Source organism: Pseudomonas sp. BNK-15 (assembly GCF_047456105.1).
GTDB classification, from domain to species: domain Bacteria; phylum Pseudomonadota; class Gammaproteobacteria; order Pseudomonadales; family Pseudomonadaceae; genus Aquipseudomonas; species Aquipseudomonas putida_E.
This window is the reverse complement of the sequence record NZ_CP179898.1, coordinates 1,631,247-1,657,036: the sequence shown is the minus strand read 5'-3', so window position 1 is coordinate 1,657,036 and position 25,790 is coordinate 1,631,247. Positions and strand designations below refer to the sequence as shown.

The 25,790-nt window shown below is 58.8% G+C and carries 24 protein-coding genes, 1 tRNA gene and 3 pseudogenes; 13 read left to right on the top strand and 15 right to left on the bottom strand.

The genetic code is table 11. The annotated features are described in order from the left end of the window. The first annotated feature begins 175 nt into the window (after nucleotides 1–175). From ACMGF5_RS07575 to ACMGF5_RS07560, 4 genes are all read left to right on the top strand, one after another. Entirely contained in the window at nucleotides 176–3,076 is a 2,901-nt protein-coding gene (locus ACMGF5_RS07575) for an aminotransferase (protein ID WP_414157692.1), read from the top strand. A 153-nt stretch (nucleotides 3,077–3,229) separates the two neighbouring features. Then, the gene (aguA, locus tag ACMGF5_RS07570) at nucleotides 3,230–4,336 is read left to right on the top strand and encodes an agmatine deiminase (RefSeq protein WP_281868373.1); all 1,107 of its coding nucleotides are present in this window, start codon (nucleotides 3,230–3,232) and stop codon (nucleotides 4,334–4,336) included. A 181-nt stretch (nucleotides 4,337–4,517) separates the two neighbouring features. Then, nucleotides 4,518–4,715: a hypothetical protein gene (locus tag ACMGF5_RS07565; RefSeq protein ID WP_012316698.1), complete on the top strand. Its 198-nt coding sequence runs from the start codon at nucleotides 4,518–4,520 to the stop codon at nucleotides 4,713–4,715. 429 nt (nucleotides 4,716–5,144) lie between these two features. Beyond that, the gene (locus ACMGF5_RS07560) at nucleotides 5,145–6,464 is read left to right on the top strand and encodes an OprD family porin (protein WP_414157691.1); all 1,320 of its coding nucleotides are present in this window, start codon (nucleotides 5,145–5,147) and stop codon (nucleotides 6,462–6,464) included. 117 nt (nucleotides 6,465–6,581) lie between these two features. On the opposite strand, the gene ACMGF5_RS07555 is transcribed toward ACMGF5_RS07560, so the two are convergent. Further along, entirely contained in the window at nucleotides 6,582–8,243 is a 1,662-nt protein-coding gene (locus ACMGF5_RS07555; protein ID WP_414157690.1) for an FMN-binding glutamate synthase family protein, read from the bottom strand. Nucleotides 8,244–8,386: 143 nt separating this feature from the next. Between ACMGF5_RS07555 and ACMGF5_RS07550 the strand changes: the two are divergent. Continuing rightward, a pseudogene (locus tag ACMGF5_RS07550) lies at nucleotides 8,387–8,594 on the top strand (hypothetical protein); the annotation flags it as partial. Nucleotides 8,595–8,645: 51 nt separating this feature from the next. Here ACMGF5_RS07550 and ACMGF5_RS07545 read toward each other — a convergent pair. Continuing rightward, complete coding sequence (locus tag ACMGF5_RS07545) at nucleotides 8,646–9,293, bottom strand: hypothetical protein (RefSeq protein ID WP_414157689.1); 648 nt, start codon at nucleotides 9,291–9,293, stop codon at nucleotides 8,646–8,648. Then, nucleotides 9,262–9,849 carry a DUF6036 family nucleotidyltransferase gene (locus tag ACMGF5_RS07540; protein ID WP_281868365.1) on the bottom strand — a complete coding sequence of 196 codons (588 nt, stop codon included), beginning with the start codon at nucleotides 9,847–9,849 and terminating at the stop codon, nucleotides 9,262–9,264. The genes ACMGF5_RS07545 and ACMGF5_RS07540 overlap by 32 nt, the downstream gene beginning before the upstream one ends. A gap of 137 nt (nucleotides 9,850–9,986) precedes the next feature. Here ACMGF5_RS07540 and ACMGF5_RS07535 point away from each other — a divergent pair. From ACMGF5_RS07535 to ACMGF5_RS07515, 5 genes and pseudogenes are all read left to right on the top strand, one after another. After that, nucleotides 9,987–10,439: pseudogene (locus ACMGF5_RS07535) on the top strand (DUF2442 domain-containing protein). A gap of 690 nt (nucleotides 10,440–11,129) precedes the next feature. Beyond that, nucleotides 11,130–11,297 (top strand): hypothetical protein, encoded by a 168-nt coding sequence (locus ACMGF5_RS07530; protein WP_196173659.1) that lies wholly within the window; start codon nucleotides 11,130–11,132, stop codon nucleotides 11,295–11,297. Between the two features lie 57 nt (nucleotides 11,298–11,354). Then, the gene (locus tag ACMGF5_RS07525; protein ID WP_414157688.1) at nucleotides 11,355–11,681 is read left to right on the top strand and encodes a helix-turn-helix transcriptional regulator; all 327 of its coding nucleotides are present in this window, start codon (nucleotides 11,355–11,357) and stop codon (nucleotides 11,679–11,681) included. Then, the gene (locus ACMGF5_RS07520; protein WP_414157687.1) at nucleotides 11,638–12,624 is read left to right on the top strand and encodes a reverse transcriptase family protein; all 987 of its coding nucleotides are present in this window, start codon (nucleotides 11,638–11,640) and stop codon (nucleotides 12,622–12,624) included. Before ACMGF5_RS07525 ends, ACMGF5_RS07520 begins: the two co-directional genes overlap by 44 nt. 191 nt (nucleotides 12,625–12,815) lie before the next feature. Next, nucleotides 12,816–13,562, top strand: a complete 747-nt coding sequence (locus ACMGF5_RS07515) for a hypothetical protein (protein WP_414157686.1) — start codon at nucleotides 12,816–12,818, stop codon at nucleotides 13,560–13,562. A 132-nt stretch (nucleotides 13,563–13,694) separates the two neighbouring features. Here the strand turns inward: ACMGF5_RS07515 and ACMGF5_RS07510 are convergent, their stop codons facing one another. The 5 genes from ACMGF5_RS07510 to ACMGF5_RS07490 form a co-directional block, all read right to left on the bottom strand. After that, entirely contained in the window at nucleotides 13,695–13,970 is a 276-nt protein-coding gene (locus tag ACMGF5_RS07510) for a hypothetical protein (RefSeq protein ID WP_414157685.1), read from the bottom strand. Continuing rightward, nucleotides 13,967–14,947 carry an integrase domain-containing protein gene (locus ACMGF5_RS07505; RefSeq protein WP_414157849.1) on the bottom strand — a complete coding sequence of 327 codons (981 nt, stop codon included), beginning with the start codon at nucleotides 14,945–14,947 and terminating at the stop codon, nucleotides 13,967–13,969. The genes ACMGF5_RS07510 and ACMGF5_RS07505 overlap by 4 nt, the downstream gene beginning before the upstream one ends. 929 nt (nucleotides 14,948–15,876) lie before the next feature. Further along, nucleotides 15,877–17,196 carry a tyrosine-type recombinase/integrase gene (locus ACMGF5_RS07500; protein WP_414157684.1) on the bottom strand — a complete coding sequence of 440 codons (1,320 nt, stop codon included), beginning with the start codon at nucleotides 17,194–17,196 and terminating at the stop codon, nucleotides 15,877–15,879. Between the two features lie 162 nt (nucleotides 17,197–17,358). Further along, nucleotides 17,359–17,434, bottom strand: a tRNA-Thr gene (locus tag ACMGF5_RS07495). A 98-nt stretch (nucleotides 17,435–17,532) separates the two neighbouring features. Further along, the gene (locus tag ACMGF5_RS07490; RefSeq protein WP_039604502.1) at nucleotides 17,533–17,787 is read right to left on the bottom strand and encodes a hypothetical protein; all 255 of its coding nucleotides are present in this window, start codon (nucleotides 17,785–17,787) and stop codon (nucleotides 17,533–17,535) included. 544 nt (nucleotides 17,788–18,331) lie between these two features. On the opposite strand from ACMGF5_RS07490, the gene ACMGF5_RS07485 reads away from it, so the two are divergent. Both ACMGF5_RS07485 and ACMGF5_RS07480 read left to right on the top strand, forming a co-directional pair. Continuing rightward, nucleotides 18,332–18,607: a hypothetical protein gene (locus tag ACMGF5_RS07485; RefSeq protein ID WP_414157683.1), complete on the top strand. Its 276-nt coding sequence runs from the start codon at nucleotides 18,332–18,334 to the stop codon at nucleotides 18,605–18,607. After that, nucleotides 18,604–18,876, top strand: a complete 273-nt coding sequence (locus ACMGF5_RS07480) for a DUF3077 domain-containing protein (RefSeq protein WP_046788293.1) — start codon at nucleotides 18,604–18,606, stop codon at nucleotides 18,874–18,876. The genes ACMGF5_RS07485 and ACMGF5_RS07480 overlap by 4 nt, the downstream gene beginning before the upstream one ends. A 284-nt stretch (nucleotides 18,877–19,160) precedes the next feature. Here ACMGF5_RS07480 and ACMGF5_RS07475 read toward each other — a convergent pair whose 3' ends face one another. The 5 genes from ACMGF5_RS07475 to ACMGF5_RS07455 form a co-directional block, all read right to left on the bottom strand. Continuing rightward, nucleotides 19,161–20,366, bottom strand: a complete 1,206-nt coding sequence (locus ACMGF5_RS07475; protein ID WP_414157682.1) for a methyltransferase — start codon at nucleotides 20,364–20,366, stop codon at nucleotides 19,161–19,163. Between the two features lie 85 nt (nucleotides 20,367–20,451). After that, the gene (locus ACMGF5_RS07470; RefSeq protein WP_046788295.1) at nucleotides 20,452–21,141 is read right to left on the bottom strand and encodes an ABC transporter permease; all 690 of its coding nucleotides are present in this window, start codon (nucleotides 21,139–21,141) and stop codon (nucleotides 20,452–20,454) included. Then, on the bottom strand, nucleotides 21,138–21,833 hold the full coding sequence (locus tag ACMGF5_RS07465) for an ABC transporter permease (protein WP_012316686.1): 696 nt from the start codon (nucleotides 21,831–21,833) through the stop codon (nucleotides 21,138–21,140). Before ACMGF5_RS07465 ends, ACMGF5_RS07470 begins: the two co-directional genes overlap by 4 nt. Before the next feature lie 55 nt (nucleotides 21,834–21,888). Then, nucleotides 21,889–22,641, bottom strand: coding sequence for an ABC transporter substrate-binding protein (locus ACMGF5_RS07460; protein ID WP_115273105.1), 753 nt, complete (start codon nucleotides 22,639–22,641; stop codon nucleotides 21,889–21,891). A gap of 11 nt (nucleotides 22,642–22,652) precedes the next feature. Then, nucleotides 22,653–23,426, bottom strand: coding sequence for an ABC transporter ATP-binding protein (locus ACMGF5_RS07455; RefSeq protein WP_012316684.1), 774 nt, complete (start codon nucleotides 23,424–23,426; stop codon nucleotides 22,653–22,655). Between the two features lie 365 nt (nucleotides 23,427–23,791). Between ACMGF5_RS07455 and ACMGF5_RS07450 the strand changes: the two are divergent. Continuing rightward, a pseudogene (locus ACMGF5_RS07450) lies at nucleotides 23,792–24,013 on the top strand (GABA permease); the annotation flags it as partial. A gap of 169 nt (nucleotides 24,014–24,182) precedes the next feature. Here ACMGF5_RS07450 and ACMGF5_RS07445 read toward each other — a convergent pair. After that, a complete protein-coding gene (locus tag ACMGF5_RS07445; RefSeq protein WP_039603031.1) occupies nucleotides 24,183–24,626 on the bottom strand; it encodes a hypothetical protein in 444 nt (147 codons plus the stop codon). 112 nt (nucleotides 24,627–24,738) lie between these two features. After that, nucleotides 24,739–25,728, bottom strand: a complete 990-nt coding sequence (gene ppk2 / locus ACMGF5_RS07440) for a polyphosphate kinase 2 (protein WP_046788297.1) — start codon at nucleotides 25,726–25,728, stop codon at nucleotides 24,739–24,741. Nucleotides 25,729–25,790: the final 62 nt, after the last annotated feature.

Below are 25,790 nucleotides of genomic sequence, written 5' to 3'. Positions count from 1 at the left end.
GTGTACTCAGGGGTGGACCGTACCGGCCTCGTTCAATGTAGCCGCCTTGGCGCTTTGCAGCCCGGATTGCCATCATGACCGAGCGTGGACGCACGATCATCATTTCATCATTGCCACTTGTGTATCGGCCTTGGCAGTGGCGAGATAAGCGAAAAGTAAAAGAGGTTCCATCTTCATGCCCCTCAGCACCCTGATCCAGCGTTCCAGCCTGCCAAGCCCTTCGCTCAGCGAAGCCCAGGCGCATGCCTTGCTTCAGGCGCATTACGACCTGGCCGGCAGCCTGACTACGCTGGGCAGCCAGCAAGACCTGAACTTGCGTCTGGATACGGGGCAGGAGCGGTTTGTGCTCAAGGTTTGCCATGGCAATTATGCCCAGATGGAACTGGAGGCGCAGCATGCGGCGCTGGCTTACCTGCGCGGGCAAGGGTTGCCGGTACCTGCCGTACGCCCGGCACGCGACGGCCAGTCGTTGTTGGCACTGGACATCGATGGCCAACCGCTGCGCGCCCGCCTGCTCGATTATATAGAAGGGCAGCCGCTGACCCGCCTCAAGCACATGCAGCCTCGCCTGATGGCCGAACTGGGCGCGCTGTGCGCCCGGGTCGACAAAGCCTTGGCCGATTTCGACCACCCAGGCCTGGTGCGCACCCTGCAATGGGACCCGCAGCACGCCCAGGCGCTGATCGAGCATTTGTTGCCAGTGCTGCAGGATGCCGGGCAGCGCGCCCGCCTGGAGCAGGCCACTGGCCTGGCCACCGCACACCTGGCACCGCTGGTGGACGCCTTGCCGAGCCAGGCCGTGCACCTGGACATCACCGATGACAATGCCGTCTGGGCCCGCGATGAGCAGCGCCAGTGGCAACTGCAGGGCATCATCGATTTCGGTGACCTGGTGCGTACCTGGCGCATCGCCGACTTGTCGGTGACCTGCGCGGCCTTGCTGCACCATGCCGAAGGCGACCCGCTGCGCATCCTGCCGGCCGTGCGCGCTTACCAGGCCCTCAACCCGCTGAGCGAAACCGAGTTGCGCGCCCTGTGGCCGCTGGTGCTCAACCGCGCTGCCGTGCTGGTGCTCAGCAGTGAGCAACAACTGGCCGTGGACCCGGGCAACCAGTACATCCGTGACAACATCGCCCATGAGTGGGAGATCTTCGATACCGCTACCGCCGTGCCTTTTGCCCTGATGGAAGCGGCCATTCTGCAGGCCGCCGGCATCGAACCGAGCCGACCGGACCTCGCCGATTGTGCCCTGTTGCTGCCGGACCTCGCCCGCGAGGCGGTCACGCGCGTCGACCTGGGTGTGCTCAGCCCCCTCTGCGAGGCCGGTAACTGGGAGCAGCCCGGCTTCGATCAGCGTCAGCTGACGGCGCAGCCCGCGCCTGCTTGCAGCCTGCATGGCCAGTATCGCCTGTCGCAAACCCACATCGACCGCCCTGAGGAGCCGGCCACCTGCGCCCTGGGCGTCGAACTGCACGTGCCCAACGGCAGTGCGGTACAGGCCCCGCAAGCCGGGACCTGGCAACGCCACGGCGATGGCCGTGGCTGCTTGCGCACGGCACAGTGGGCCTTGTGGCTCAGTGGCCTGGAAGACACCCCCGCAGACGGCCAGGCCGTGGCCAAGGGGCAGGCGCTGGGCAACAGCTGTGGTTTTCTCAGTGTGCAGCTGTGCCTGGACCCCAGCATCCAGCCTCCGCTGTTCGCTGCACCTTCCCAGGCTGCCGCCTGGCTGGCGCTGTGCCCCTCGCCTGCAGCTTTGCTGGGTTTCGACTGCGATGCCGAGCCGCTGGCCGACCCCCAGGCATTGCTGGCCCGCCGCGACGCCAGCTTTGCCCGCTCGCAGAAGCACTACTATGCACAGCCACCGCACATCGAACGCGGCTGGCGCAACTACCTGATCGACATGCAAGGCCGCTCCTACCTCGACATGCTCAACAACGTCGCGGTACTCGGCCATGGTCACCCTCGCATGGTGGCCGAGTCGGCACGGCAATGGTCGTTGCTCAATACCAACTCGCGCTTCCATTACGCGGCCATTGCCGAGTTTTCCGAGCGCCTGCTCAAGTTGGCGCCGGCGGGCTTTGACCGAGTGTTCTTGGTCAACAGTGGTACCGAGGCCAACGACCTGGCCATTCGCCTGGCCTGGGCCTACAGCGGCGGGCGCGACCTGCTCAGCGTGCTGGAGGCCTACCATGGCTGGTCGGTGGCGACCGATGCCATTTCCACCTCTATTGCCGACAACCCGCAAGCCCTGGAAACCCGGCCCGACTGGGTGCACCCGGTCGAGGCGCCGAATACCTTCCGTGGCCGCTACCGTGGCGCAGACAGTGCCGGCGACTACCTGCGCGACGTCGATGCCAAGCTTGCCGACCTCGATGCCCGTGGCCGTCAGCTGGCCGGCATGATCTGCGAGCCGGTTTACGGCAACGCCGGTGGTATCTCGCTGCCTGCGGGTTACCTGAAAGAGGCGTATGCCAAGGTCCGTGCCCGCGGCGGTGTGTGCATCGCCGATGAAGTGCAGGTGGGCTATGGCCGCCTGGGTGAGTACTTCTGGGGCTTCGAGGAGCAGGGTGTGGTGCCCGACATCATCACCATGGCCAAGGGTATGGGCAACGGCCAGCCACTGGGGGCGGTGATTACCCGGCGCGAGATTGCCGAGGCGCTGGAGGCGCAGGGCTACTTCTTCTCCTCGGCTGGCGGCAGCCCGGTGAGTTGCCGTATCGGCATGGCGGTGCTGGACGTGATGGACGAGGAGGGGTTGTGGCAGAACACCCGTGAAACCGGGCGGTATTTCAAAGCGCGCCTGCAAGCGTTGGTCGATAAACATCCGCTTGCCGGTGCCACGCATGGTTCGGGGTTCTACCTGGGCCTGGAGCTGGTGCGTGACCGCCAGACGCTGGAGCCGGCCACCGAGGAAACCATGGTGCTGTGCGACCGCCTGCGTGACTTGGGGATCTTCATGCAGCCGACCGGCGACTACCTGAACATCCTCAAGATCAAGCCGCCGATGTGCACCACGCGCGCCAGCGTGGACTACTTTGTGAACAGTGTGGACCGCATCCTGTCCGAAGGGTTGTAAGCATCAGCGATGCCGCTCATGTCGATTGTTATCGGCCTGAGCGGCATTTTTATCAGCCGCTCAGCGTTTTCATCCTTTTAATGCCGATATATATCGGTTATAAAATCGGCATCCAAATTGACCATCGGCCTAGGGCCTTTGCAGAGGTTACCCATGAAAACCCTCAACTCCACCCCCCGCGCCGACGGTTTCCACATGCCCGCCGAATGGGCGCCGCAAAGCCAGGTGTGGATGGTCTGGCCTGAGCGTTCGGACAACTGGCGCCTGGGAGGCAAGCCCGCCCAGGCTGCCCACGTCACCCTGGCCAAGGCCATCGCCCGCTTCGAGCCGGTTACCGTGGCTGTTTCTGCCGGCCAGTACGAAAACGCCCGTCGTCAGCTCGACCTGCCCAACATCCGTGTGGTGGAAATCAGCAACGACGACGCCTGGGTACGTGATACCGGCCCGACCTTCGTCATCAACGATTCGGGCGAAGTGCGCGGTGTGGATTGGGGCTTCAACGCCTGGGGCGGCTTCGACGGCGGCCTGTACGCGCCGTGGAACCGCGACGAGGAGCTGGCAGCCAAGGTGCTGGAGATGGAGCGTTGCCAGCGCTACCAGACCGAAGGCTTCGTGCTTGAGGGCGGCTCGATCCATGTGGACGGTGAGGGCACCCTGATCACTACCGAAGAGTGCCTGCTCAACCGCAACCGCAACCCGCACCTGAACCGTGCGCAGATCGAAGAGATCCTGCGTGAGCACCTGGCGGTGGAGACCATCGTCTGGCTGCCCGATGGCCTGTACAACGACGAAACCGACGGCCACGTCGACAACTTCTGCTGTTACGTCAGCCCAGGCGAGGTGTTACTGGCCTGGACCGATGATTCCAACGACCCCAACTATGCGCGCTGCCATGCCGCCTATGACGTGCTGAAAAACAGCCGTGATGCCAAAGGCCGCGAGTTTGTGGTGCACAAGATGCCCATTCCTGGCCCGCTGTTCGCCACTGAAGAAGAGTGCGCCGGCGTCGATCAGGTGGTCGGTAGCCAGGAGCGAGACCCGTCGGTACGCCTGGCCGGGTCCTACGTGAACTTCCTGATCGTCAACGGCGGCATCATCGCGCCAAGCTTCAATGACCCGGCAGATGCCCAGGCCAGAGCCATTCTGGCCAAAGTATTCCCGGACCACGAAGTGGTGATGATCCCCGGGCGTGAACTGCTGCTGGGGGGTGGCAACATCCACTGCCTGACTCAGCAGCAACCGGCGCCGGTCAAGCGCTGAAGCAACGCTGCAGAAAAAGCCCGTCGCCTGACGGGTTTTTTTTTGGCCGCGACGTCCGGCATGTCGAAATGGCATATGTTTTGTATTGTTTTCAGGGAGTTAACTCAGCAGTACGGTCACTCCGTTCTGTAACAATCAAGACGTAGATTAGCCGCTCACGGGGTAAGGAGTACGTGCAGACATGAACACAGCAAGTGAGACGGCTTTGCGCCCATCGGCAGTAAATCACCAAGCGCTGAAAACCTTGGCACATTGGTTGAAACACCATGGAAGCAATCGGGTCAGGACGACCGACCCACGACGTTTGCTGGATGGCCGCTACCCGCAGGGCCTGATTAGCGATGCGGAGCTGGAAGCGCTGCTGGGCGTGTGGCACTGAACAGGGCAGGAGCCCGCACCACCCTTGAGAAACGCCACCGCATTTGCGGTGGCGTTTTCATTTCTGGGGGCCAAGGCCGGGCCCGTAACACTTCATCCCAGAATTGCCCTACGCGACAAAGCGACTTACCTAACCCAAGATAAATTGCCCGCTGATAGCGCGAACATGCAAGGAAATGCCCTGTTCGATCGCATTATTTTGGTTATATCGACCTGCATTTCACGAGTTTTTGACATTTGTAATCGCACGCGGCTAGGATTCGGCCAACGCCTGCTGGCCATGACCTGGCCATGCTGCTGCACAAGGCCCGCCACACGACCATTGGCGGGCCTTTCAGTTCGGATCCGCATAGCGTCGAACCTACGAAGGGGCGTTGGTTCCTGGCGTCATATTGCAGAGCGTTTTTGATTACGAAATAAGGAAAACAAGATGTTGAAAACCAGGATCAGCCTGGTCGCTTTGGCGATGATCGCCGCGACCCAGGCCCAGGCCAACGAGCAGGCCGAGAGCAAGGGCTTTGTCGAAGACAGCCACGCAAACGTTCTTCTGCGTAACGCTTACATCAACCGTGACAAGAAACACGGTACCGATGACCAGATCGAATGGGGCCAGGCGGCAATCGCCAACTTCTCCTCTGGCTTCACCCAAGGCACCGTGGGCGTGGGCGTTGACGCGTTCGGCCTGTATGCCGTACGCCTGGACGGCGGCAAGGGCCACAATGGTGGCGCTGGCGTTGACTTCTTCAAGCCAGGAAACACCAAGAACGCCGACGGCAACGCCAGCGGCCCGCATGACCTGGCCCGTGCCGGCGCGGCTGTGAAGTTCCGCATCTCCAACACCGTGCTCAAGTACGGTGACCAGATGCCGTCCCTGCCAGTGCTGCAGTACGATGATGGCCGACTGCTGCCAGAAAGCTTCACCGGTACCCTGATCACCTCCAAGGAAATCCAGGGCCTTGAGCTGAACGCCGGCCGCTTCACCCAAGAAGCGCGCAAGAGCGCCGAGCGTCGTGACGGTGGCGGCCTGAAGTCGATCAACGTCTTCGGCGGCAGCTACAAGTTCACCGACAACTTCACCGCTTCGCTGTACACCGCAGACAACGAAGACGTGATGAAGAAGCACTACCTGGGCCTGAACTACGTCTTCCCGATCGCCAACGACCAGTCCCTGACCCTGGACTTCAACGGCTACAAGTCGGACATCGACAAGCAGTACGTCCAGGCCGCCGGCCTGAACGGCGACTCCAACACCATCTGGAGCCTGGCCGCGACCTACGCCTACGGTGCACACTCGTTCACCCTTGCGCACCAGCGCAGCACCGGCAGCACCGGCTACAACTACGGCTGGTACCAGAACGAAGGTGGCGTGGGTGACGGTGGTTCGACCATCTACCTGGCCAACTCCTACTGGTCCGACTTCAACGCCGAAGACGAGCGTTCCTGGCAGCTGGGCTACGGCTTGGACTTCGGTGCCTACGGCATCCCGGGCCTGACCTACAAGTTGGCCTACGTGGTGGGTGACAACATCAACACCCGCAACAACGCTAACCCGCAAGGTTTCGGCGAAGGCAAAGAGCGCGAGATCTTCAACCAGATCCGCTACGTCGTCCAGGACGGCCCGGCCAAGGACCTGTCGATCAAGCTGCGCAGCTCGTTCCTTCGCACCAACAACGCTGTACAGCAAAACGGCTACAACGACGACGGCAACGAAGTCCGCGTATTCGTCGAGTACCCGATCAGTATCTTCTGATACTGATCTGGCAGAGGGCTGCCTCGCAGCCCGTTCGCCGGCAAGCCGGCTTCCACAGCCTGTGGGAGCCGGCTTGCCGGCGATGAGGCCGGTGCAGATGCCCGGCAATTCAGCCCTTCAAGCAGGCTCTGCTTCTTTTGTGCGAGCCGTTTTCGTTACAACCACTTCCCCCGTCTCCGGTGCAAAGCTGTCGCTGCGCGCCATCCGCCACATCCGCGCATAGAACTCGCTTTCGATCGAGCCGCTGAGTAATTCGCCGGGCTTGAGGAACTGATGCAAATCCGAAAACAGGCTGATCTCGCTGGTGCTGATGCGCCGTGCCAGGTGCTTGGGCTTGAGCTCCGAGGGGTGCTCCAGGCCGGCGGCCGCCAGCATCTCGGCCAGGGCATGGAGGGTGTTGCGGTGGAAGCTGGCGACCCGCTGGGCCTTGTCCGGCACCACCAGCGCACGCTGGCGCAACGGGTCCTGGGTGGCCACACCGGTCGGGCACTTGTTGGTATGGCAGCTCTGCGACTGGATGCAACCGATGGCGAACATGAAACCGCGCGCCGAGTTGACCCAGTCGGCGCCGATGGCAAGCACGCTGGCGATATCGAAGGCGCTGACGATCTTGCCCGCCGCACCGATGCGGATGCTCGAGCGCAGGTTCAGGCCTACCAAGGTGTTGTGCACGAACATCAGCCCTTCGCGCATGGGCACGCCCATGTTGTCACTGAACTCGCGCGGCGCCGCGCCGGTGCCGCCTTCCTTGCCGTCGACGACGATGAAGTCCGGCGTGATGCCGGTGGCCAGCATGGCCTTGGCGATGCCCATGAATTCCCACGGGTGGCCCAGGCAGAACTTGAAGCCCACGGGTTTGCCACCGGACAACTCACGCAGTTCAGCGACAAAGTGCAGCAGCTCCAGCGGTGTGCGAAAGGCACTGTGCGCGGCCGGTGAGATGCAGTCCTCGCCCACACGCACGCCACGGGTGGCGGCGATTTCAGCGCTGACCTTGTGCCCTGGCAGAATGCCGCCGTGGCCGGGTTTGGCGCCCTGGCTGAGCTTGATCTCGATCATCTTCACCTGCGGGTCACAGGCCTGGGCGGCGAAGCGCTGCGGGTCGAAGCGGCCTTGCTCGGTACGGCAGCCGAAGTAACCACTGCCGATTTCCCAAATCAGATCGCCGCCATGCTCACGGTGGTAGGGGCTGATGCTGCCTTCACCGGTGTCATGGGCAAAGCGGCCCATGCGCGCGCCGCGGTTCAGCGCGGCGATGGCGTTGGCGCTGAGTGCGCCAAAGCTCATGGCCGAAATGTTGAAGATCGACGCCGAGTAGGGCACCCGGCACTGCGGCCCGCCAATGGCGATACGGAACGAGGCAGGGTCCGGGGTTGCCACCGGCACCATCGAATGGCTGATGAATTCGAAGCCGGGTTTATAGGCATCGTTGAGAGTGCCGAAGGCTTTCTCGGCGCTTTCATTCTTGGCCCGGGCGTAGACCAGCGACCGTTGCGAACGGGAGAAGGGCAGCTTGTCGTCGTCGCCTTCTATCAGGTACTGGCGGATCTCCGGGCGGATGGTTTCGATCAGGTAGCGGATGTTGCCCAGGATCGGGTAGTTGCGCCGCACTGCGTGATGGCTCTGGCGCAGGTCGTTCAGGCCAACCAGGCTGAGTAGGGCGGTGATCACCGTCAGCGGCCAGAGCCAGGTGAGCGTGGCAAGCAGGGGAAGGCTGGCGCAGGTGAAAATCAGGCAGATGGCCAGGCAGGCGTAACGGCTGGGTAGAGAGTGTTTCATGGGTCCATCGCAGGCAGGATGACCGGGGCAAGGATAGGGAAACTGGGCGCGCGGAAAACCATGGCAATTGGTAAAACACTGTTACCTGATGACGGGCTGTGGTGTGGCTTTGTGCACGATTACTGGAATTAAATGGACTCTGGGTTGAGAGTGACGGGCGCAGCGCCTCGTCGCACCTGTTCAAGGTATCGACCACCTATCGCCTGCCTGGGCCTGAGCGCCGGGGTGTGAAACGCAGACCAACATCCGCGCGATTTCCAGCCCTGCGGGGTTCCCTGTGACGGTGTGAGTGCCGGGGCGATCTATGGAGATCCGCGGAATACGTCGGTGACGGTGAGTACGGCGTTCTGAGAAATACAAAGGCCCGCATCGGCGGGCCTTTGTAAGGTGTGCTTGCAACTGTCATTGGTGTGAAACGCTGTGGCGCGTTGCCAATTTGGCATACCCATTGGGTAGCTGGTGAGCGTCCACAAAATGTCGGGTCTGCAATTCAAGGACCATACTCATCAGGTGTCCCACAGGTTCAGCCACTCCCCATGCGACGGCAACCTTGTCGTATCGATTGAGTTGCTGCGCCCTTGCCACCAGCTTTTCGTTCACGTTGCGGGACAGACTTTGCCATTTGACGACCAGTTTCTTCATCTGATCGGCCCGCTCGGGTTTCATGCAGGGGAATCGGCGAAGCCGATCCACCAGATACATGAGTCGGCGTTTCCTGACGGCAGCGAGCCCAGGCGTTTTAAGGCGGTCTTCCAAGGCTTGGTGCATATCTTCGTTTTTGTACCAAAACAAAAGCGCGAAGGTTTTTGCAACGGCCCTATCAACCTTTTCAAAAGGCATTTTGGTTGCTTGCACCACCAGGTAATCCAGCTCCTGACGGACTCGCTGGTCGTGCACTGGTACATCTGGCGATGCAAACGCCCAGAGCTTTCCAAGCCGGCTATCGGGCTGAACGGTATCCAAAACGTTGGAAACCGGCGTTTCCTTCAGGTTGGAAGCCTGAGGGCTGCAGCCTTTGTCAGGGGTTACGGTCTTTCTCTCGCGCTTCATCGAGGATCAGCCTCAGACAGCTGGTTACGGTGCCTTTGTCACAGGGATAGTAGTCAATTGCTTCCCTCGCAAGCCTATCAAAATCATCGAGGTCAAGCTTGCCTGCCCTGATGAGCAGAAGGATGTCGTCCTGGTCGCGTTCAGTAAACCGCCCCAGTTTCGAAATGGCCAGATCGATGGGGTGTGCGATGAAAACCTGCATCGGAGAGGTTTCATGCCCGGGTAGAGGAATGGCCCGATCCTCATAATCTTCATGGAGAGGGCATAGGGAGTTGTTGAAGTGCTGATCAAACACCACAGATAGGTCTAGACCATCTTGTTCGTAGTCTTCGGGTGCAGCGTAAACTGCCTTGATCTCTTCCTTTAGCAGCTGCTCACTGGCAATCACTTCTGCGTCGATATCTGCGCTGCCTCGTGCATTCGTCAGTATGTGCAGAGCACACCCTCCAAATACGTAGATTTTCACAGTCCCAGGAGCCCTACCGTCGAGCAAAGGCAAAGCGCGGTTGAAAAGCAAGCAGACCGCCTTCGCCAGTGGCGTATTGAGATGCAGCATGGGGCAGCTCCTTTGGCTTGATAAGATCAATTCTACTCAAGCAAGGCAGCTGGCAGGCATGCTAGTGAAGGCTTCGATACGTAGGCGCTAGCGTGGGTCGCGGCCAATCAGGCCGATCTGTTGAAGGAGTGGATGAAATGGCATCGATGAAACGTCCCCGCCTGCGGGCTATTGAGGCACGGCCCGGCGCACGGCTGGAGCTGACTTTTACCAATGGCCAGCGATTCGACTTGGATATGAGTGACGCGCTTGCCGCGTATCCTGGCTTGGCACCTCTTGCCAAGCGTGAGGCGTTCCAAGGTGCTGTATTGGGTGACGGGGGCTGGTCAGTGGAATGGCCTGCGCTGGATATTCAAATCGGTGCAGACACCTTGTTGCTGGACGCCCTTGCCCAGACAGCGCCGGATGACAACACGCGGATTTTCATCCGCTAGCGCCTGTGGCATCGGATGACGCTCGATCAGGCTGCCGAAGCACTGGGCGTTAGCGCACGTAGCATCAGCCGATATAGCAGTGGTCGAAAAGCTGTGCCGCGTACATTGGCGTTGTCCTGTTTGGGCTGGGAAACGTTGGGGCAGAAGGCTGCCTGAGCTTGGCGGGGCAGACCTGTTCTGGACAGCGAAAATAAAAAAGGCCCACCTTACGGTGAGCCTCTTTTGATACTGCGTATGGTGCGGGCACCAGGAGTCGAAAAATACTATAACTACCTGATTTTTATGTAGTTTAACTATCTTAGATCACTATCATATCTCTAAAACTATCCTTTTTCGCTCTTCAGAACCATCTAGATACAAGAAGAGTTGAGCTGAGACACGATTGTTCTGAAGGCATGGCAGCCTTTCGACCCCTTCATTAACCTGTGAGGGGAGACCTGCTTCTGTTCCACTATATCCTCGCAGTACCCTGCAGCATCTGGGCTGTGTCTGGTGGTGGGCGTGGCAGTGTCGCGCGTTTTCGCTGTGAGCGAAAATATTTTTTGACTAGCCCATTATGTTCTGCCAAGATGATTTTGCGGTCGATGATTTCTCGATTGTTTGTAGGTGCTAAGGCACTGTGGGGGTTGATTTTGAACCTCTAAATTTTGGGCCGGGCGTGTGCGGTCGCTACCGTGCGCGTATGTGGTGCGGTCTTGTAGGCTTCGTCGAGACGTCGAAGCCTGGTGATTTCAGCGAGGGGGAAAAATACAGTTCAAACATCGGTCATTTGGCTTGTAAAGGTTGCATCGAGAGGTCGGTTCCACATGTTGTGGGCTGGCGCAAACCCTTACAGGAGCATTCAATATGCAACCACGTGACGAGAAAGCCGAAGAACTGTACCTGGTGAAACGGAAGAGAAAGCAGCGTTTGAGATTGCTCAAAACCTGCTTTGGTGTGATTAAGATCCTTGTGCCGCTACTGTCGATGATTGACAGGAATTGGACGAAGATCATCGCATTCTTCCATGAGTAGCCTACCCCGCTGGTGTCACACTCATCGCTGGTGTCACACTCATCAAAGGTGTGCAAAATGTTAGGTAAAGCACTTAAGCTAATTCGTTCTTACTACGACTTGTCTCAAACAGAGTTGTGCTCTCGGTTAGGAGTATCAAACTCTCACCTGTCCGAGATCGAGTCTGGAAAGAAGCAGCCATCTATTGAGTTGCTCAAAAAATATAGCGAATACTTTGATATGCCGCTATCTTCAATTTTATTTTTTTCTGAGAATATCGATTCTCCTCGAGCTACTGATAATCTGCGTTTCGGCTTGGCGAAAACTATTATTTCGTTACTTGAATGGAATGAGGATCGAAATGCAGCTAAAGAAAAGTACAAGGAAAAAACGAAAGCCCGATAATGAACTTCCAATTCACCAGTGTGGTTTATATAAAGTAGGCTCGCCGAGGCGGCTGGCTGAATTGCTAAAGATTAGTGCAATCGAGCTTGAAGAGTTACTTGAGTCACAAAATAACTACAAGATATTCACCAAGGTTTTGGCTCCGAATCCATTTACTGGAAAGTCCCGAAAAAAACGGGCCGTTCAAGAGCCTAAGTATCGACTCCGGAAACTACACGAGAGGATATTGTTTATACTTCGTCGTGTCCAATATCCTGACTACGTTCAAGGCGGAGTAAAGCACCGGTCGTACCAAACGAACGCAGCTATTCATATTGGAGCTCGACAAACAGCGACATTTGATCTGAAAGATTTTTATGGATCTACCCGCTACTGTCTTGTGCACGACTTCTTTCTTAATGTTATGTGCTGTCCAACTGATATTGCGGGAAGACTTGCCTCGCTGACAACTTGGAACGGCGTAATGCCGACCGGAAGCCCACTCAGTCCTCTTCTTTCATTTTGGGCAGCCAAAGGCCTGTTTGATAAGTGTGAGGAGCTGGCGGTAAAGTATGGATTGAATTTTACCTGTTATATTGATGATCTAACTTTTTCAGGGGATCAGATTTCTGGAGGCTTTCAAGCCGAGCTAAAAATTCTCGCCAGTCGCTTTGGCTATGAAATAGCAAAAGAGAAAACCAAGATTTTTCGCTTTGGAGTGCCAGCCCATATCACCGGTGTTATTTCACATAAAGCTAGGCTTTCTGTTCCACATTCGAGATTGAAAGGTGTCCGTAAAATTCAAGACGCTATTGATGGGAGAGGGGCTGCTTATGGTTTTACTGCGGTGCAACTCAAGCAGAAGTTGGCAGGAGCAATTAATGAAGCAGCTTCAATTGATGCAGTGAAATATGAAAAGTGGGCATTTTATAGTCGTAAAGTTATTGAGGGTGATCTTGGTTAGTGGCTGATCTAAGCGCTGTAACTCGGCTAGGGCAAGTGTTCAGGATTTTGCGTTAAGCCGCGCTGGTTTTAGAAGATGCCATGGAGCGAAAAAGTCAGTATGTATGGCGTACAGTCGGAAGGGCTTGTTTCTGCAGTCTTACCTTGTCAATCATGCTATAAATAAAATATGTCGAAGTGGCTATGCTAATTATGGAATACATGTTTGTTGCGGTTTTGTCCTTGTTTGCGACCTGTGTGGTTATTTTTTTTAAAACGCTTTATAAGGAGAAGGCTAAAAACAGAGCGTTGATCGAAGATGCTGGGCGTATCGAGGAAGAAAAACAGAGAGTTATACATGAATATACCTTAGAGACAGAGAGAGTTAAACAAGCTCACGCTAAAGAAATAGAAGGTCTTAAGCAGCAGAGTGCTGAAAGGCTTGATAAGCAAAAAAGAGATCATGAAATTGATGTACAGAAGCGGAAGTATAAATATGAAAGCAAAAGTCGCGAATATCACAGGTTTATGGATGAAATTGATGCGTTTCGAGGACTTAATATTGAAATTATTGAGAAAGAACTATCGCCGATGATCTCCGCATGCTTCGCAAGTGACTTAGGTGTTTCGAGTCAATTGTTTGTAGATGCTAATAATAAAGCTACGAGTATCATCGGTTCTGTCAGGGCCCAGGAAGCTAAGCTTTTTGCTCAGATTAATGGTGTGAAGTTAAATGCAAGTCAAGAAATTCTTGACCTGTTGGATGAGCTTCGAACAAACATAAGTCAGTCAAAGTTGTACCTTGAAAAAGTGGTTGAGTATGTTTTTAGTGAAGATTTTAGGCGTACTAAACGAATTCCTGCTGAGGTTAGTAATCATGCTCTCGGGCTTAATGAGCGTACAGTGGAGTTGAATAAAAAGCTTCTTGCAGCACTCAAGGCGGACCTTGATACCCTTTAGGCAGTGCGAGCTGGAGGAATGTGGGTATACCCCAAAAAATTTGGTGATCTTGGCTTGTAGCTTAGATAAAAGATCGATTGTCTCTTTAGGTGCGATAGTGATAGTAGTGACTGTACCGTAGCTGGGGATTAGCTAAAGATTGAATTTCCATGTTTTTTCCAAGCGCTGAGCGATTAGGTGGACAGTCAGCAAATAGTAATATCGAGTGGCCTTGCTGCGACGATTCAGACGATGTTCGAGGAACCAGGTCACATGCTTCTTCTGCCAAGCCCACGGTGTATCTCGTTGCCAGCGTTTTGCAATTTCCACTTGGATGATTTTCGCTTGGCGCAAATGTCGCTTCTGGGTTGCATGCGAACCCGTCAGCATCGCAGACATGAATAGTTCTATATCGAATGGCTTGCTCATGTCCGTCCTCCAATATAGGCCGCGACCACATCGATTCGACCGTGCCCCAGCTCATAGCTGATTTGCCTCCGGGCCGCACGATCAAGGTTCCGATCTACCTGGCAACATTGGCCGCCGTTGATAGGTGCGCGGTGTCGGGTGATTTGCTCGTATCGCTCGCATGCGTACGCCGCCCGTAGTTCATGGAAGCCTTTGAGGTTGTGTGCATGTAGGATGTCCCGCGCAGGGCGAGTGATTACTTGCAGAAGATTCAGGTAACTTTCGTGTGGCGCAATCAGGTTGCGGCTACCCGCAGGCGACACCTGCCGTGCAAATCCAAGTGCCTGTTGAACATGGTGGTCCACCGCAATCCATCGTGGCGCTGAGGCGCCGGCGCGGCCACCTTTGGTGCCATCCTGAATGTTGATCCTGTGTAGGTCGTTGGCCTCACGGTTTAGCCGTGGCAGGTCCGCCAAGATGGTCTCACGCAGGCGCATGCCGGTGGCTCGCGCCAATAGAACAATCGCGGCAGCCCGTTGCTGATGACGGCGGCAAAGTGCATCGACGATCTGCTTAACCTGTTCGCGATCTTGGACCTGCGGCACTGAGTGTCGAACCCCGCTGCGCTGCATTCCCAACGCCTTGCTCGGGCTGGGCAATTTCACGTACTGATCACCGCGAAGCGCTGCCATGGTTCTGTTAACGCTGGATAGCCGGTTTTGTGCGGTGCTGACGGCGAGATCACCGCGCCCAACCAGGTCACGCAGATACGCCGCATAGTCTGCCAACAACTTCCGATCAACCCGCCGCGCATCATTGATACCTGGGCCCTGATCGGAGCGGCACCACTTCACGAATGCCTGCCACCGATCACTGTGCGCCTTGACCGTGCCGTAGTGGCCACCGCCGAATATGTCTTTCAGCGCCTGCGGCCCTGCATAGCTCAATTGCCTGCCGTACCCGAAATTGCGGCCGTCGCGTCTACCCACCAATGCCATATCGGTCACCTCATCTCTCGCTCTCCAGTCCTCGCCCCACGTCATCCCGCCAAGAATGTTGAGTGTTATCAGGGATCAAGGCCCCTGCGACCTGTGGGGATGTCCTCTAACGCGGGACTGGCGGCTCTTTACGACCAAGAGCAAGGGGATCTCATGATCTGGCCTCCTGAGCACCTTTACCGGTGGGCGGGTGGAGGCTGCATTGGCTGACGAGACCAGCGCCGCGAGATCCTGAGCCATGTGCAAGCAGCAATGCGATGACCGGTGCATACCTGACTGTCAGTCAGGTGCAGTCCATTCCTTGGTCTGCGGCACCATCACCTACAAGGCTGTTGCTGGTGACATCGGCGTTTGTCACGCCGATTGTCACGAGGGGGATTGCCGCAAAGCCCTGTGCAATCAGGGCTGCAGCAGTGGTAGAAGTGCCCGTCTCTTTCCAGAAGAAAGAGACGGGCACAGGTTGGCGCAATATTCGGCCAAGCGGATAGGTTGCTGCAGGGCAGCGAGGTACGGTGTATCTGGCGCACGAGCGCTTTATGTGTAAGAGCATCCATCACATGGGTAGTGACCGGGAGAGCTGCCGGATGCGAATCGCCCTTGGGGAGAACCACCGCGAGAGCGGCGTGGCCTTGAAGGTTCGGGTCACCTGCGGTGCTGTCATCGACAGCGCTTGCGACTCCCGGTCTACGCCTGTGGACAAGATTCGTCAAGCAGCGCGATATCAGAGATTTAGCGCCTGTGGATAAAACTATCCCCCGGTGGACATCAGTGGTTTTCCACAGACGTAAGCTGTGCCAGCGGTTTTTTCTTAGGTATGGTCCTTTCAAACGGGGCGGCTTTGCAGCCCCGTTTGAAAGGACCCGCGCGGAGGAGCTTCATGCGGTGCTGTGGGTAACTTCATAGCGAGTTTGAGGTGGTGGTGCGGCGGGTTACTCGGTCCCCTTGGCACTGCGAAGGCGCGTGACGTTCTCGCCCGTCTGCTTGGCAAACTCATGCGGCGTCACATGGTCCTCGCGGTTCGCCTCCAGAAACCGGCTCCACCAGGTCATGATCATCCGGCGTTCTTCGAGGAACTCGGCCTTGTGGGTATAAGCGGCCCGAACGTTGTTGCGTTCCTTGTGGCTCATCTGTCTTTCGATAGCCGTCTCCGACCACAGTCCGGACTCGACCAGCGCACTGCACGCCATGGCTCGGAACCCGTGGCCGCAGATATCCACCTTGGTGTCGTAGCCCATCGTCCTGAGCGCGGCATTCACCGTGTTCTCGGACATCGGTTTCCACGGTTTGGCATCTCCCGCGAACACCAGGTCGAACTTGCCGGTGATCGAGTGGATCTGCTCAAGCAAGGCCACTGCTTGCGGCGATAAGGGTACAACGTGAATGTCTCCGGCCATTTTCGTACCCCTTGTGGAAAACGGTACGCCGTCGAGCGCCGGGCGAGTGTCGGGGATCTCCCAGATGCCGCGATTGAGGTCGAACTCGTTCCAGCGGGCGAAGCGCAGCTCACTGGAGCGTACGAACACGTGCAGCGACAGCATCACGGTAAGGCGTGTGAGTGGACGACCTTTGTAGTCGTCGATGCGTGCTTGTAGCTCTGGCAGCCGCATTAAGGGTAGTGCGGGTCGATGTGTAACGCGTGGTGCTTTGATCGAGCCATCGAGGTCGTGAGCCGGGTTCGCCGTGATCAGCCGCAGCCGTTTGGCTTCGCGCATGATGCTTTGAAGGTAGTTCTTGATCCTAAGCGCCACGTCGATGGTGCCGCGTTTCGTCACGGCATCTAAAGGCTGCATGAGGTCGTGGGTATCGAGCTCGACGATTGCCCTGGCACCGAGCAAAGGGAATACGTGAGTCTTCAACCGGCTGAGCACAGTCTTGGCATGGCCCGGCGCCCACTTCGGGACCATCCCGGCATACCAATCGAGCGCAACGCTTTCGAAGGTGCGGCCATTGATCACGGCTTGCACCTTGGCCTGCTGCTTGGACTGGATAGGGTCAATGCCGTTGGCGAGCTGCTGTTTGAGTTCGAAGCGCTTGTGGCGAGCGTCAGCCAGCCCGACCACCGGGTAATTGCCGAGTGAGGTCAGGCCCTCGCGGCCATCGGGCTTCACGTACCTGAGCCGCCAGCCTTTGCGACCGTTGGGCTTCACGAGCAGGTAAAGACCATCGCCGTCAAAAAGCTTGTACTCACGTTCGCGAGCCTTTGCAGTGCGGCAGGCGTTGTCGGTAAGGGGAGCCGTTGTGCGAGCCATAAGGGTACTTTCCAATGTCGAATTGGTAGGTATCCTTAAAAGTACCCTTATTAGCGCTGGCTACCCTCGGAATCCGACGGAACGCCAAAACGAAAAAACCCGCCAGAAGGCGGGTTTTTCGGGGGTTCCAGAGATTTTGAAAGCCTTCTCTGGAACCTTGTATGGTGCCGGCACCAGGAATCGAACCCGGGACCTACTGATTACAAGTCAGTTGCTCTACCATCTGAGCTATACCGGCAATGGGGCGTCATTATAACGATCGGTTGGCGCCTGTAAACCACTTCCTTGAGATTGTTTGAAAATGACCTAAGTCACCGGCTTAAAAGGAGAAATTTCCTACCAGCCGCGGTGGATGGTGTTGACGTTTGGTTCGGTCTTGGCGGGGTTGAAGAACAACTTGTCGTTATCGCAACCACGCTTGCGGCAGGGGCTTTCTACGCGAAGGGGCAGGCCGTTGTCGCCGCCCAGCTGCATGCCGGGGGTGTTCCAGTCCAGGTTGCTGGTGTGCTGTGGCGTGGTGCCGCTGCCGTTGGAGCAGGCAGTCAGGGCCAGGGAGAGGGTCAGCAGGGCAAGGGATTTGGCGTGGGGCACGATGTCTAGGTCCGTTAGTCCATGTCGGTTCTGGCGCAACGCCAGACGGTCGCGTGGCTGGCGGGGCAGCGCGCGACGTAGCTTTTTAATGATTTGGGGGGCGGATCATACACCGTGGGCCGGGCTCGCGGTGGATCTGCTTCGCATTGTGATGACTGCGCAGGCCTCTTCGCGGTAAACCCGCTCCCAAAGTTGCGGTGGTGCTCTTTCGCTCGGAGCGCAGCTGTAAGGTATTTCTGAATCTGAAACCAAATGCTTCAGTACTGGAGCACTTGGGAATTATCCTACGAGCGCTACCGAAGCTTCACTGTTGGCGGGGAAGTGCCCCAAGGATACCGTTCCTGGGTCGCCAATTCCTGGTGACCGGGTGTGAGAACCCGTTTGAATGTTTCGGCTGCTTTTTATGGTGACCGTGCACGGGCAGACCTCGGTCTGGCCGAGCTTCCTACATTCACTCGGTTTCTCACCCCGTGTTCGGTCGCCACCTCTTTTCTGTGAGAAGAATTGCGGTGGGGTTTCCTAAATGAATGTAGGGATCTCAAAAATGAAGAAAATCGTTCCAGACCCACCTCGCCCTCTCATCTCCACCCCGTACTTCACCATCCACAGCGATATCTCCCCACCCGACGCCATCGCCCACGCCGGCCAGCTTTTGCGTGTCGTAGTCGAAACCCTGGACGACCACTGCCGTGACCACGCAGGCGAGCCCGGCCTGAACCTGATGGCGAACGCCAACCATGCGGCTTATTCGGCCTATGTGCTGATCCAGCATGCGAAGCGGCGTTTGGACGATGCGCAGGATGGGGAGTCGCTCACATGAGCCTTGAAACAAAGCCTCTCACCACAGCCGGTATCGAGACGTTCCTCGAAGTCGGCAACCCGCCCGTGGATCTCTTGCGCGTACAACCCGGCATTCCTGTGGACGACGCCTATGAACAGGTTTCGATATTGCTGGGCTACATCAAGCACCTGGTGCGCGAAGGCGATATGGAGGATGACCACAAGCTACTGGGGGCCGCCGATTACCTCAGTGCGCTGGCCAAGGCACTGATGAACGATATCGAGATGGCGAAGAACAAGCTGCACTGAGTTGGAACGCACCTGTGGGGGCCGGGCAGCCGGCGCCCACAATCAGGCAGCGGCTGCACCAATCCAGCGCTGTTTGCCTAATCGAATTTTTGTTTATGCACAAGAGGCATCAGCGCCGTGCGCGAAAGGCGTGCCGATACGGCGCACCGCTGGTCTTTGCGCAAAGGCCTGTTTTTACTGGGGTTGTAGCTGCGGCGGGAATAAGCCGAACGTTTGAAATAGCGCTTGGATCCAACCATTCATCACAAGCTTGTTCACAGACTTATCCACAGGTTGTGCTGTGGCTAACGGTCGCGCTCGGCAAGCAGCAGCAGGTTGCGTGGGGTGAGTGGATAATCGCAAAAGGTGCCCAGGCGTACGGCGTAGCCGTGCTCTTCAAGAAACAGTGCGCGGTCGAGCACCAGCCACATTTCCAGTGGCCTTCTGAACAGGTTGCGTACCCGTTCCAGGTTGCGCACCTGGGCAAGGCGCTGCCAGCCCTCTGCTTCCAAGGCATCCCAGTCGGGGTTGATGGTCAGTTCCAGCTCGCGCAGCTCGGCCAGATCGCGGCAGTACTGCTCGAAAGGTTTGGCCAGCCAGGCAACTGGCAGCGACGGTGTGGGCAGGTATTCATCACGCTGGCGTTGGCGGCGCTGCAGCAGGTCGAAGCCCAGGCGCCTGGCCATGGAGCAGTCGCGCTGGTGGCGAACCCGGGCGCCGGCGGTCACGGTTTCGCTCAGCGGCAGGCCCAGGTCGAGGAGCGACAGCTGCAGCGCCGAGCGCTGCGCAGCTGTGGATAACGGCTGGTAGTGCTCGCCCTGGATGCGGTTGTAGCAGCAGGGCGCCACGGCGAGATGGCGGCAGCCTTGCTCACTGGCCACACGCAGCAAGTGCACATGCAGGTCGCCGCAGGCATGCAGGGCCACCACGCTCTTGTCGCTGCCCAGGTGGCGGCGGCTGTCCGCTGCCATGACGTCCTGGTGCACGTGGGTTGCCGGCAACTGGTGGTGGTCACTCAGGGCTTGGCCGGCAGTGACCAGTCGGGCGTCGTACTCCAGGCAGGTCAGCTGCTGGCCGGGCTGCAGCAGGCGGCGGCCGAGGTAGCCTTTGCCTGAGCACCAGTCCAGCCAGTGGTGGGTCTGCGTGCGGAAGTTCAGGCGGCGGCTGAAGGCCTCGATCTGCTGCCACTTACGGCCCGGGACGTTGACGTCCAGGCGGTGTGCGGCGGGGGGCAGGCCGGTGTCGGGTAGCTCGCCCAGGGCGCTGAGCTGTTGGGCTTGCCGGGCAAGGTGTGGAAAAGGTGCGGGCACGCCCTGCGGGTCGAGGTTGGCTTCGGCATCGCTCAGGCTGCATTGGCGCAGGTGGGCGGACAGTGCGGGGTGTTCGGCTTCCCAGTCCAGGCGCAGGGTGGTGAAGGGCCTGGGTTTCCACAGCTGCTGGTGCTCGGTCAGGAACTGGTCGAGGGCCAGGAAGCGTTCGCGTAGTTGGTGGCTGTGGAGGAAAGGGGGCATGGGGCTTGGCACTGGTTGAGGTGAAGGGCCCCACCGCCATCAAGCCGGCTTGACGGCGGTGGGTTGCAGAGCTGCCCGTGGGGGTTTAACGCCCTTGGCAGGCATCCACCCGCAACCAGCGCTCCAGCAGCTTGAAGCCTTGCACCAGTACGAACGAGATCACCAGGTAGAACACCCCGGCAGCGAAGAAGATCTCCACCGGCAGGTAGGTACGGGCAATGATGGTCCGTGCCATGCCGGTCAGCTCCAGCAGGGTCACCGTACTGGCCAGGGCGCTGGCCTTGAGCATCAGGATCACTTCGTTGCTGTAGGCCGGCAGGCCGATGCGCGCAGCGCGGGGCAGCATGATGTAGAACAGCGTTTTGCCACGGGACATGCCCAGTGCTCGCGCCGCTTCAATTTCACCCTTGGGGATCGACTGCAGCGCGCCGCGCAGGATCTCGGCGATGTAGGCCGCGGTGTGCAGGGTCATGGTCAGCACCGTGCACCAGAACGGATCGCGCAGGTAGGGCCAGAGGCTGCTCGAACGCACTGCGTCGAACTGCGCCAGGCCGTAGTAGACCAGGAACAGCTGCACCAGCAGGGGTGTGCCGCGGAAGAAGAAGATGTAGCTGAAGGGCAGGGCGCGCACGTACCAGTGCCGCGACGAGCGGGCGATACCCAGCGGGATCGCCAGGATCAGCCCGGCAACGACCGCGATGGCTACCAGTTCCAGGGTCAGGGTGGCACCCTGGGCCAGGCGCGGCAGCCACTTGATGATCACTTCCCAGTTCATTGTTCGGCCCTCGCAAAGCCGCGAGCGGCGCGTTTTTCCATGAAGTGCATGCCGGTCATGGCGACCACGGTCAGGCCCAGGTAGATGCAGGCCGCGACCATGTAGAAGGTGAACGGCTCTTTGGTCACGGTCACGCCGATCTGCGCGTGGCGCATGATTTCTTCCAGGCCGATCACCGACACCAGGGCGGTGTCCTTCATCAGGATCATGAACAGGTTGCCAAGGCCCGGCAGGGCGATGCGCCACATTTGCGGGAGGATGATCCGCGACAGGATGCGCGCTTTGGACAGGCCCAGCGCCAGGCCGGCTTCACGGTGGCCCTTGGGGATCGCCAGGATGGCGCCACGGAATACTTCAGTGGCGTAGGCGCCGAAGCACAGGCCCAGGGCGATCACGCCGGCGGCGAAGGCGCTGAGTTCCAGGCCAGGCATGTTGAGGGCTTCGCCGAGGCTGTTCATCAGGCCGACGGTGCCGAAATAGATAAGCAGAACCCAGAGCAGTTCGGGCACGCCGCGAACCAGGGTCGAGTAGAAGCCGCCAAGCCATTGCAGTGGCTTGAGCGGGGAGGTTTTGGCCAGGGCGCCGAGCAGGCCCAGGACCAGCCCCAGCAGCAAGGCGCAAAGCGCCAGTTTTACGGTCATCAGGGTGCCAGCCGCCAGGGCCGGACCGAATCCGTGCAGGTCGATATTCATGGGCAGGGTCGTTCTAGGGACCGGCGCGCCGCAAGGGCGCGCTGGTCGGGGCGAATCATTCGATGCTGAATGGGAAGTACTTGTCGTTGATCTTCTTGTACGTTCCGTCAGCCTTGATTTCTGCCAGGGCTTTGTTCAGCTTCTCGCGCAGCGGGTCACCCTTGCGTACGGCGATGCCGATCTTGTCGCTGTCGACCACAGGTTCGCCTTTGAACTCGAAGTTCATGCCGTCCTTGCTCTTGAGCCACTCGTACTGCACGTACTTGTCGGCCAGGATGCCGTCCACTCGGCCAGAGATCAGGTCGAGGTAGGCGTTTTCCTGGGTGTCGTACAGCTTGATGTCGATGTCGCTGCCGTAGGTGTCTTCCAGCCAGGTACCGGCCAGGGTGGCGCGCTGGGTGCCGATGATCTTGCCTTTGAGGTAGCTCGCGTCGGTCTTGAAGTCGACGTTCTTCGGCGCGATGAACTGCAGCTTGTTGGAGTAGTACGGGTCGGTGAAGTCGACGGCCTGCTTGCGCTCGTCGGTGATCGACAGCGACGACACCAGGAAGTCGAACTTCTTGGCGTTGAGGGCCGGGATGATGCCGTCCCAGTCGGAGGTGACGACCGAGCACTCGACTTTCATCTTGGCGCACAGGGCGTCGCCGATGTCTTTGTCAAAGCCGACCACGTTACCGCTGGCGTCCTTGTTGTTGAACGGCGGGTAGGCCGCCTCGATACCCATGCGCAGTTTTTCTGCAGCCATGGCGTTGGCCGAAAACACCAGCGTGGCGGCAGCTGCCAGGAGGAATTTCTTGTAAGTCTGCATGTGTTGCTCCGTTAGCGGTGGCTGGACATGAATTGCTTGCAACGCGCCGAGGTCGGGTTTTCGAAGACCTGCTGCGGCGATCCTTGCTCTTCAACCAGGCCCTGGTGCAGGAAAACCACTTCACTGGACACCTGGCGGGCAAAGTTCATCTCGTGCGTCACCAGCAGCATGGTACGGCCTTCTTCGGCCAGTGCGCGGATAACGTTAAGCACTTCCTGGACCATTTCCGGATCGAGCGCCGAGGTTGGCTCATCGAACAGAATGACTTTAGGCCGCATGGCCAGTGTGCGGGCGATGGCAGCACGCTGCTGCTGGCCACCGGAAAGCTGGGCGGGGTAGCTGTGGCGCTTGTCGTAGATGCCGACCTTGTTCAGCAGCGCTTCGGCGGCTTCGGTGGCTTCGGCCTTGCTCTGGCCGAGCACGCGGCGTGGCGCCTCGATGATGTTGTCGAGGATCGACATGTGCGGCCACAGGTTGAAATTCTGGAAGACGAAGCCGATCTCGCTGCGCAGGCGATTGATCTGGCGGTTGTCGGCAGCGATCAGGTCGCCGTTCTTGGCGGCCTTGAGCTTGAGAGCCTCACCGGCAACCAGGATTTCGCCCTGGTGCGGGTTTTCCAACAGGTTGATGCAGCGCAGCAGGGTGGACTTGCCGGAGCCGGACGATCCCAGAATGGAGATCACGTCACCGTCACGCGCGGTCAGCGAAATGCCCTTGAGAATTTCCTGGTCGCCGTAGCGTTTGTGCAGGTTGCGGATTTCCAGCGCGGGCGTGGCCTGGGCCATGTGCGGTCCTCATGTGTTCGGGTGCGTTCCCAGCTGTTGGCGGCCTTCCTGGCGTGCGCCAAGCTAGCATAGCGGCATCAGGGCGGCCAACAGGGTCGCAAGGGGCTTTGGTCAATGCTGGGGCAGTTTGTCGCATCGCTGCAGCGCAACGTCGCGCAGATGTCCGCAAGGGTCTCGCCCAGCTCCATAGCCTTGATGAAAAAAGGCGCGATGGTGCCAGCTTTGGGCAGCACTGGGAAGCGCTTTTGGGCTATTTGCGGCTAAAGGCGCTGTCGCTGGCGAGTATTCGGGGTTACCCGACAACAGGCCTATCCAAGTGGAGGGTTGTACCACAGGGTTGCACTTTTATCCCTTGCAACAGTGCAAAGGCGCGCGGTGAAACGATCGACTTCAAGATGTGGCTGTTCCCGGGCCTGACCTGGGCGAGCATTGCTTTCATCGTTGCCGTGCTGGTGGTGATGGCGCTGCGTGAGGATCACCGTGCACAGATCATCGCGACTGCGCTGCTGAGCATTGGGGTGGTTGCGGCTGGCTTGCTGGTGCACCGCAAGCGCCAGGCTGCCGGGCGGGTGGCGCTGGATAACTGATCCGCGCTGGCTGTAATGAAAAGGCCGCGTCCTGTGTAGGGTGCGGCCTTTTTTTGTTTGCCTGGTCTGGCCCTATCGCCGGCAAGCCGGCCCACAGGTACCCCGTTGCTCTCAAGCTCAGCGCAAACCCAGTGGGAGCCGGCTTGCCGGCGATAGGGCCGGTGAGCATTCAGCCGAACTGTTTCTGCTGCTGTTGCTGCTTGGCCACCAGTTCGGAAGCGGCGATATAGGCTTCCTGGAACTCGTCGCTCTCCAGCCAGGCCATGGTGGTGTCTTCGTCGGCGCCATCGAGCCAGGTGCGGTAGGCGTTGAACACCAGCACGATGTAGTCGGTGGCGTGCTCTTCCTTGTGGCCCTTGAGCACCAGTGCCAGCAGCGGGTCGACCAGGAACACCGAGATCATCGAGACCAGGCTGGTCTCCTGGGCGGCCTTCATCTTCACGAACAGCTCTTTATAGCTGTCGGTCTCCATGGCCTTGTTGAACACCTGCTCGATGCTGGCGCTGTCACCGGCGCTGGCTTTCACTGCCTGGCCGCTGCGTACCATGCGGTTTTGCTTGGCTTTGCTGGCGGCGCGTTTGGCGCGTTTCTGTTGCTTGGTATTGGTGGCCATGGGGCTGGAAATCCTTGGGGGCGAAAATGTGCGTATTGAATCGCACTTGCCGAGCAAACCCAAGCGTTGCTAGCGCCCAGCAGACCGGAGCACCCCTTGCAGGCCCCGGCCTTCAACTGTCGAGCGCAGGCCCTTCATCCTCCTCGAACCCGCGCGAAGCCCGGCCAACCAGCAAGTCATCCGGCGCGTACGCCACGCTGGGGTCCTTGCCCGGGTAATCCAGCGAATGCAGGAAATGCCGGATGCAGTTGATCCGTGCGCGCTTCTTGTCATCGGACTTGATCACCGTCCACGGTGCGTCGCCAGTGTCGGTGTGGAAGAACATTGCCTCCTTGGCGGCGGTGTAGTCCTCCCATTTATCCAGCGACTTGATGTCGATGGGCGAGAGCTTCCAGTGCTTGAGCGGGTCGTCCCGGCGCGAGATGAAGCGGCGCAACTGCTCTTCACGGTTCACCGAGAACCAGTACTTGAACAGCAGGATGCCGCTGTTGCACAGCATGCGCTCCAGGTCTGGCGCCTGGCGCATGAACTCCAGGTACTGCAGCGGTGTGCAGAACTCCATCACCTTCTCGACCCCGGCGCGGTTGTACCAGGAGCGGTCGAAGAACACCATTTCACCGGCCGTGGGCAGGTGCTGGATATAGCGCTGGAAATACCACTGGCCCTTTTCCTGCTCGGAAGGCTTCTCCAGCGCGACGATGCGCGCACCCCGCGGGTTCAGGTGCTCCATGAAGCGCTTGATGGTGCCGCCCTTGCCTGCCGCATCCCGCCCTTCGAACAGCACTACCACGCGCTGGCCGGTGTCCTTGACCCAGCTTTGTACCTTCAGCAGCTCGATCTGCAGCGCGTGCTTGGCCTTCTCGTATTCCTGGCGGCGCATGCGGGTCGGGTAGGGGTAGCTCGCCGGCAGGCGGGCAGAGGTGCTGTCCTCGTTGCTGCCTTTCGGCGCGCTGGCCACTTCCAGTGCTGCGGGTTCCTGGCTGACCTGGGTGATGGATGGCTCAGGTTTGCGCTGACGGGCGCGGCGGGCCCGAGGCTTTGGTGTGGTGCTGGGCGTCGGTTCGGCGGGGGCGGGGAGCAGTAGGGGGGATTCTTCGCTCATGGAGGTCCTTGCGAGGTCGATTCGAATGTTCGCCTGCAATTGTGGGTTTGAGCGAGAGGGGG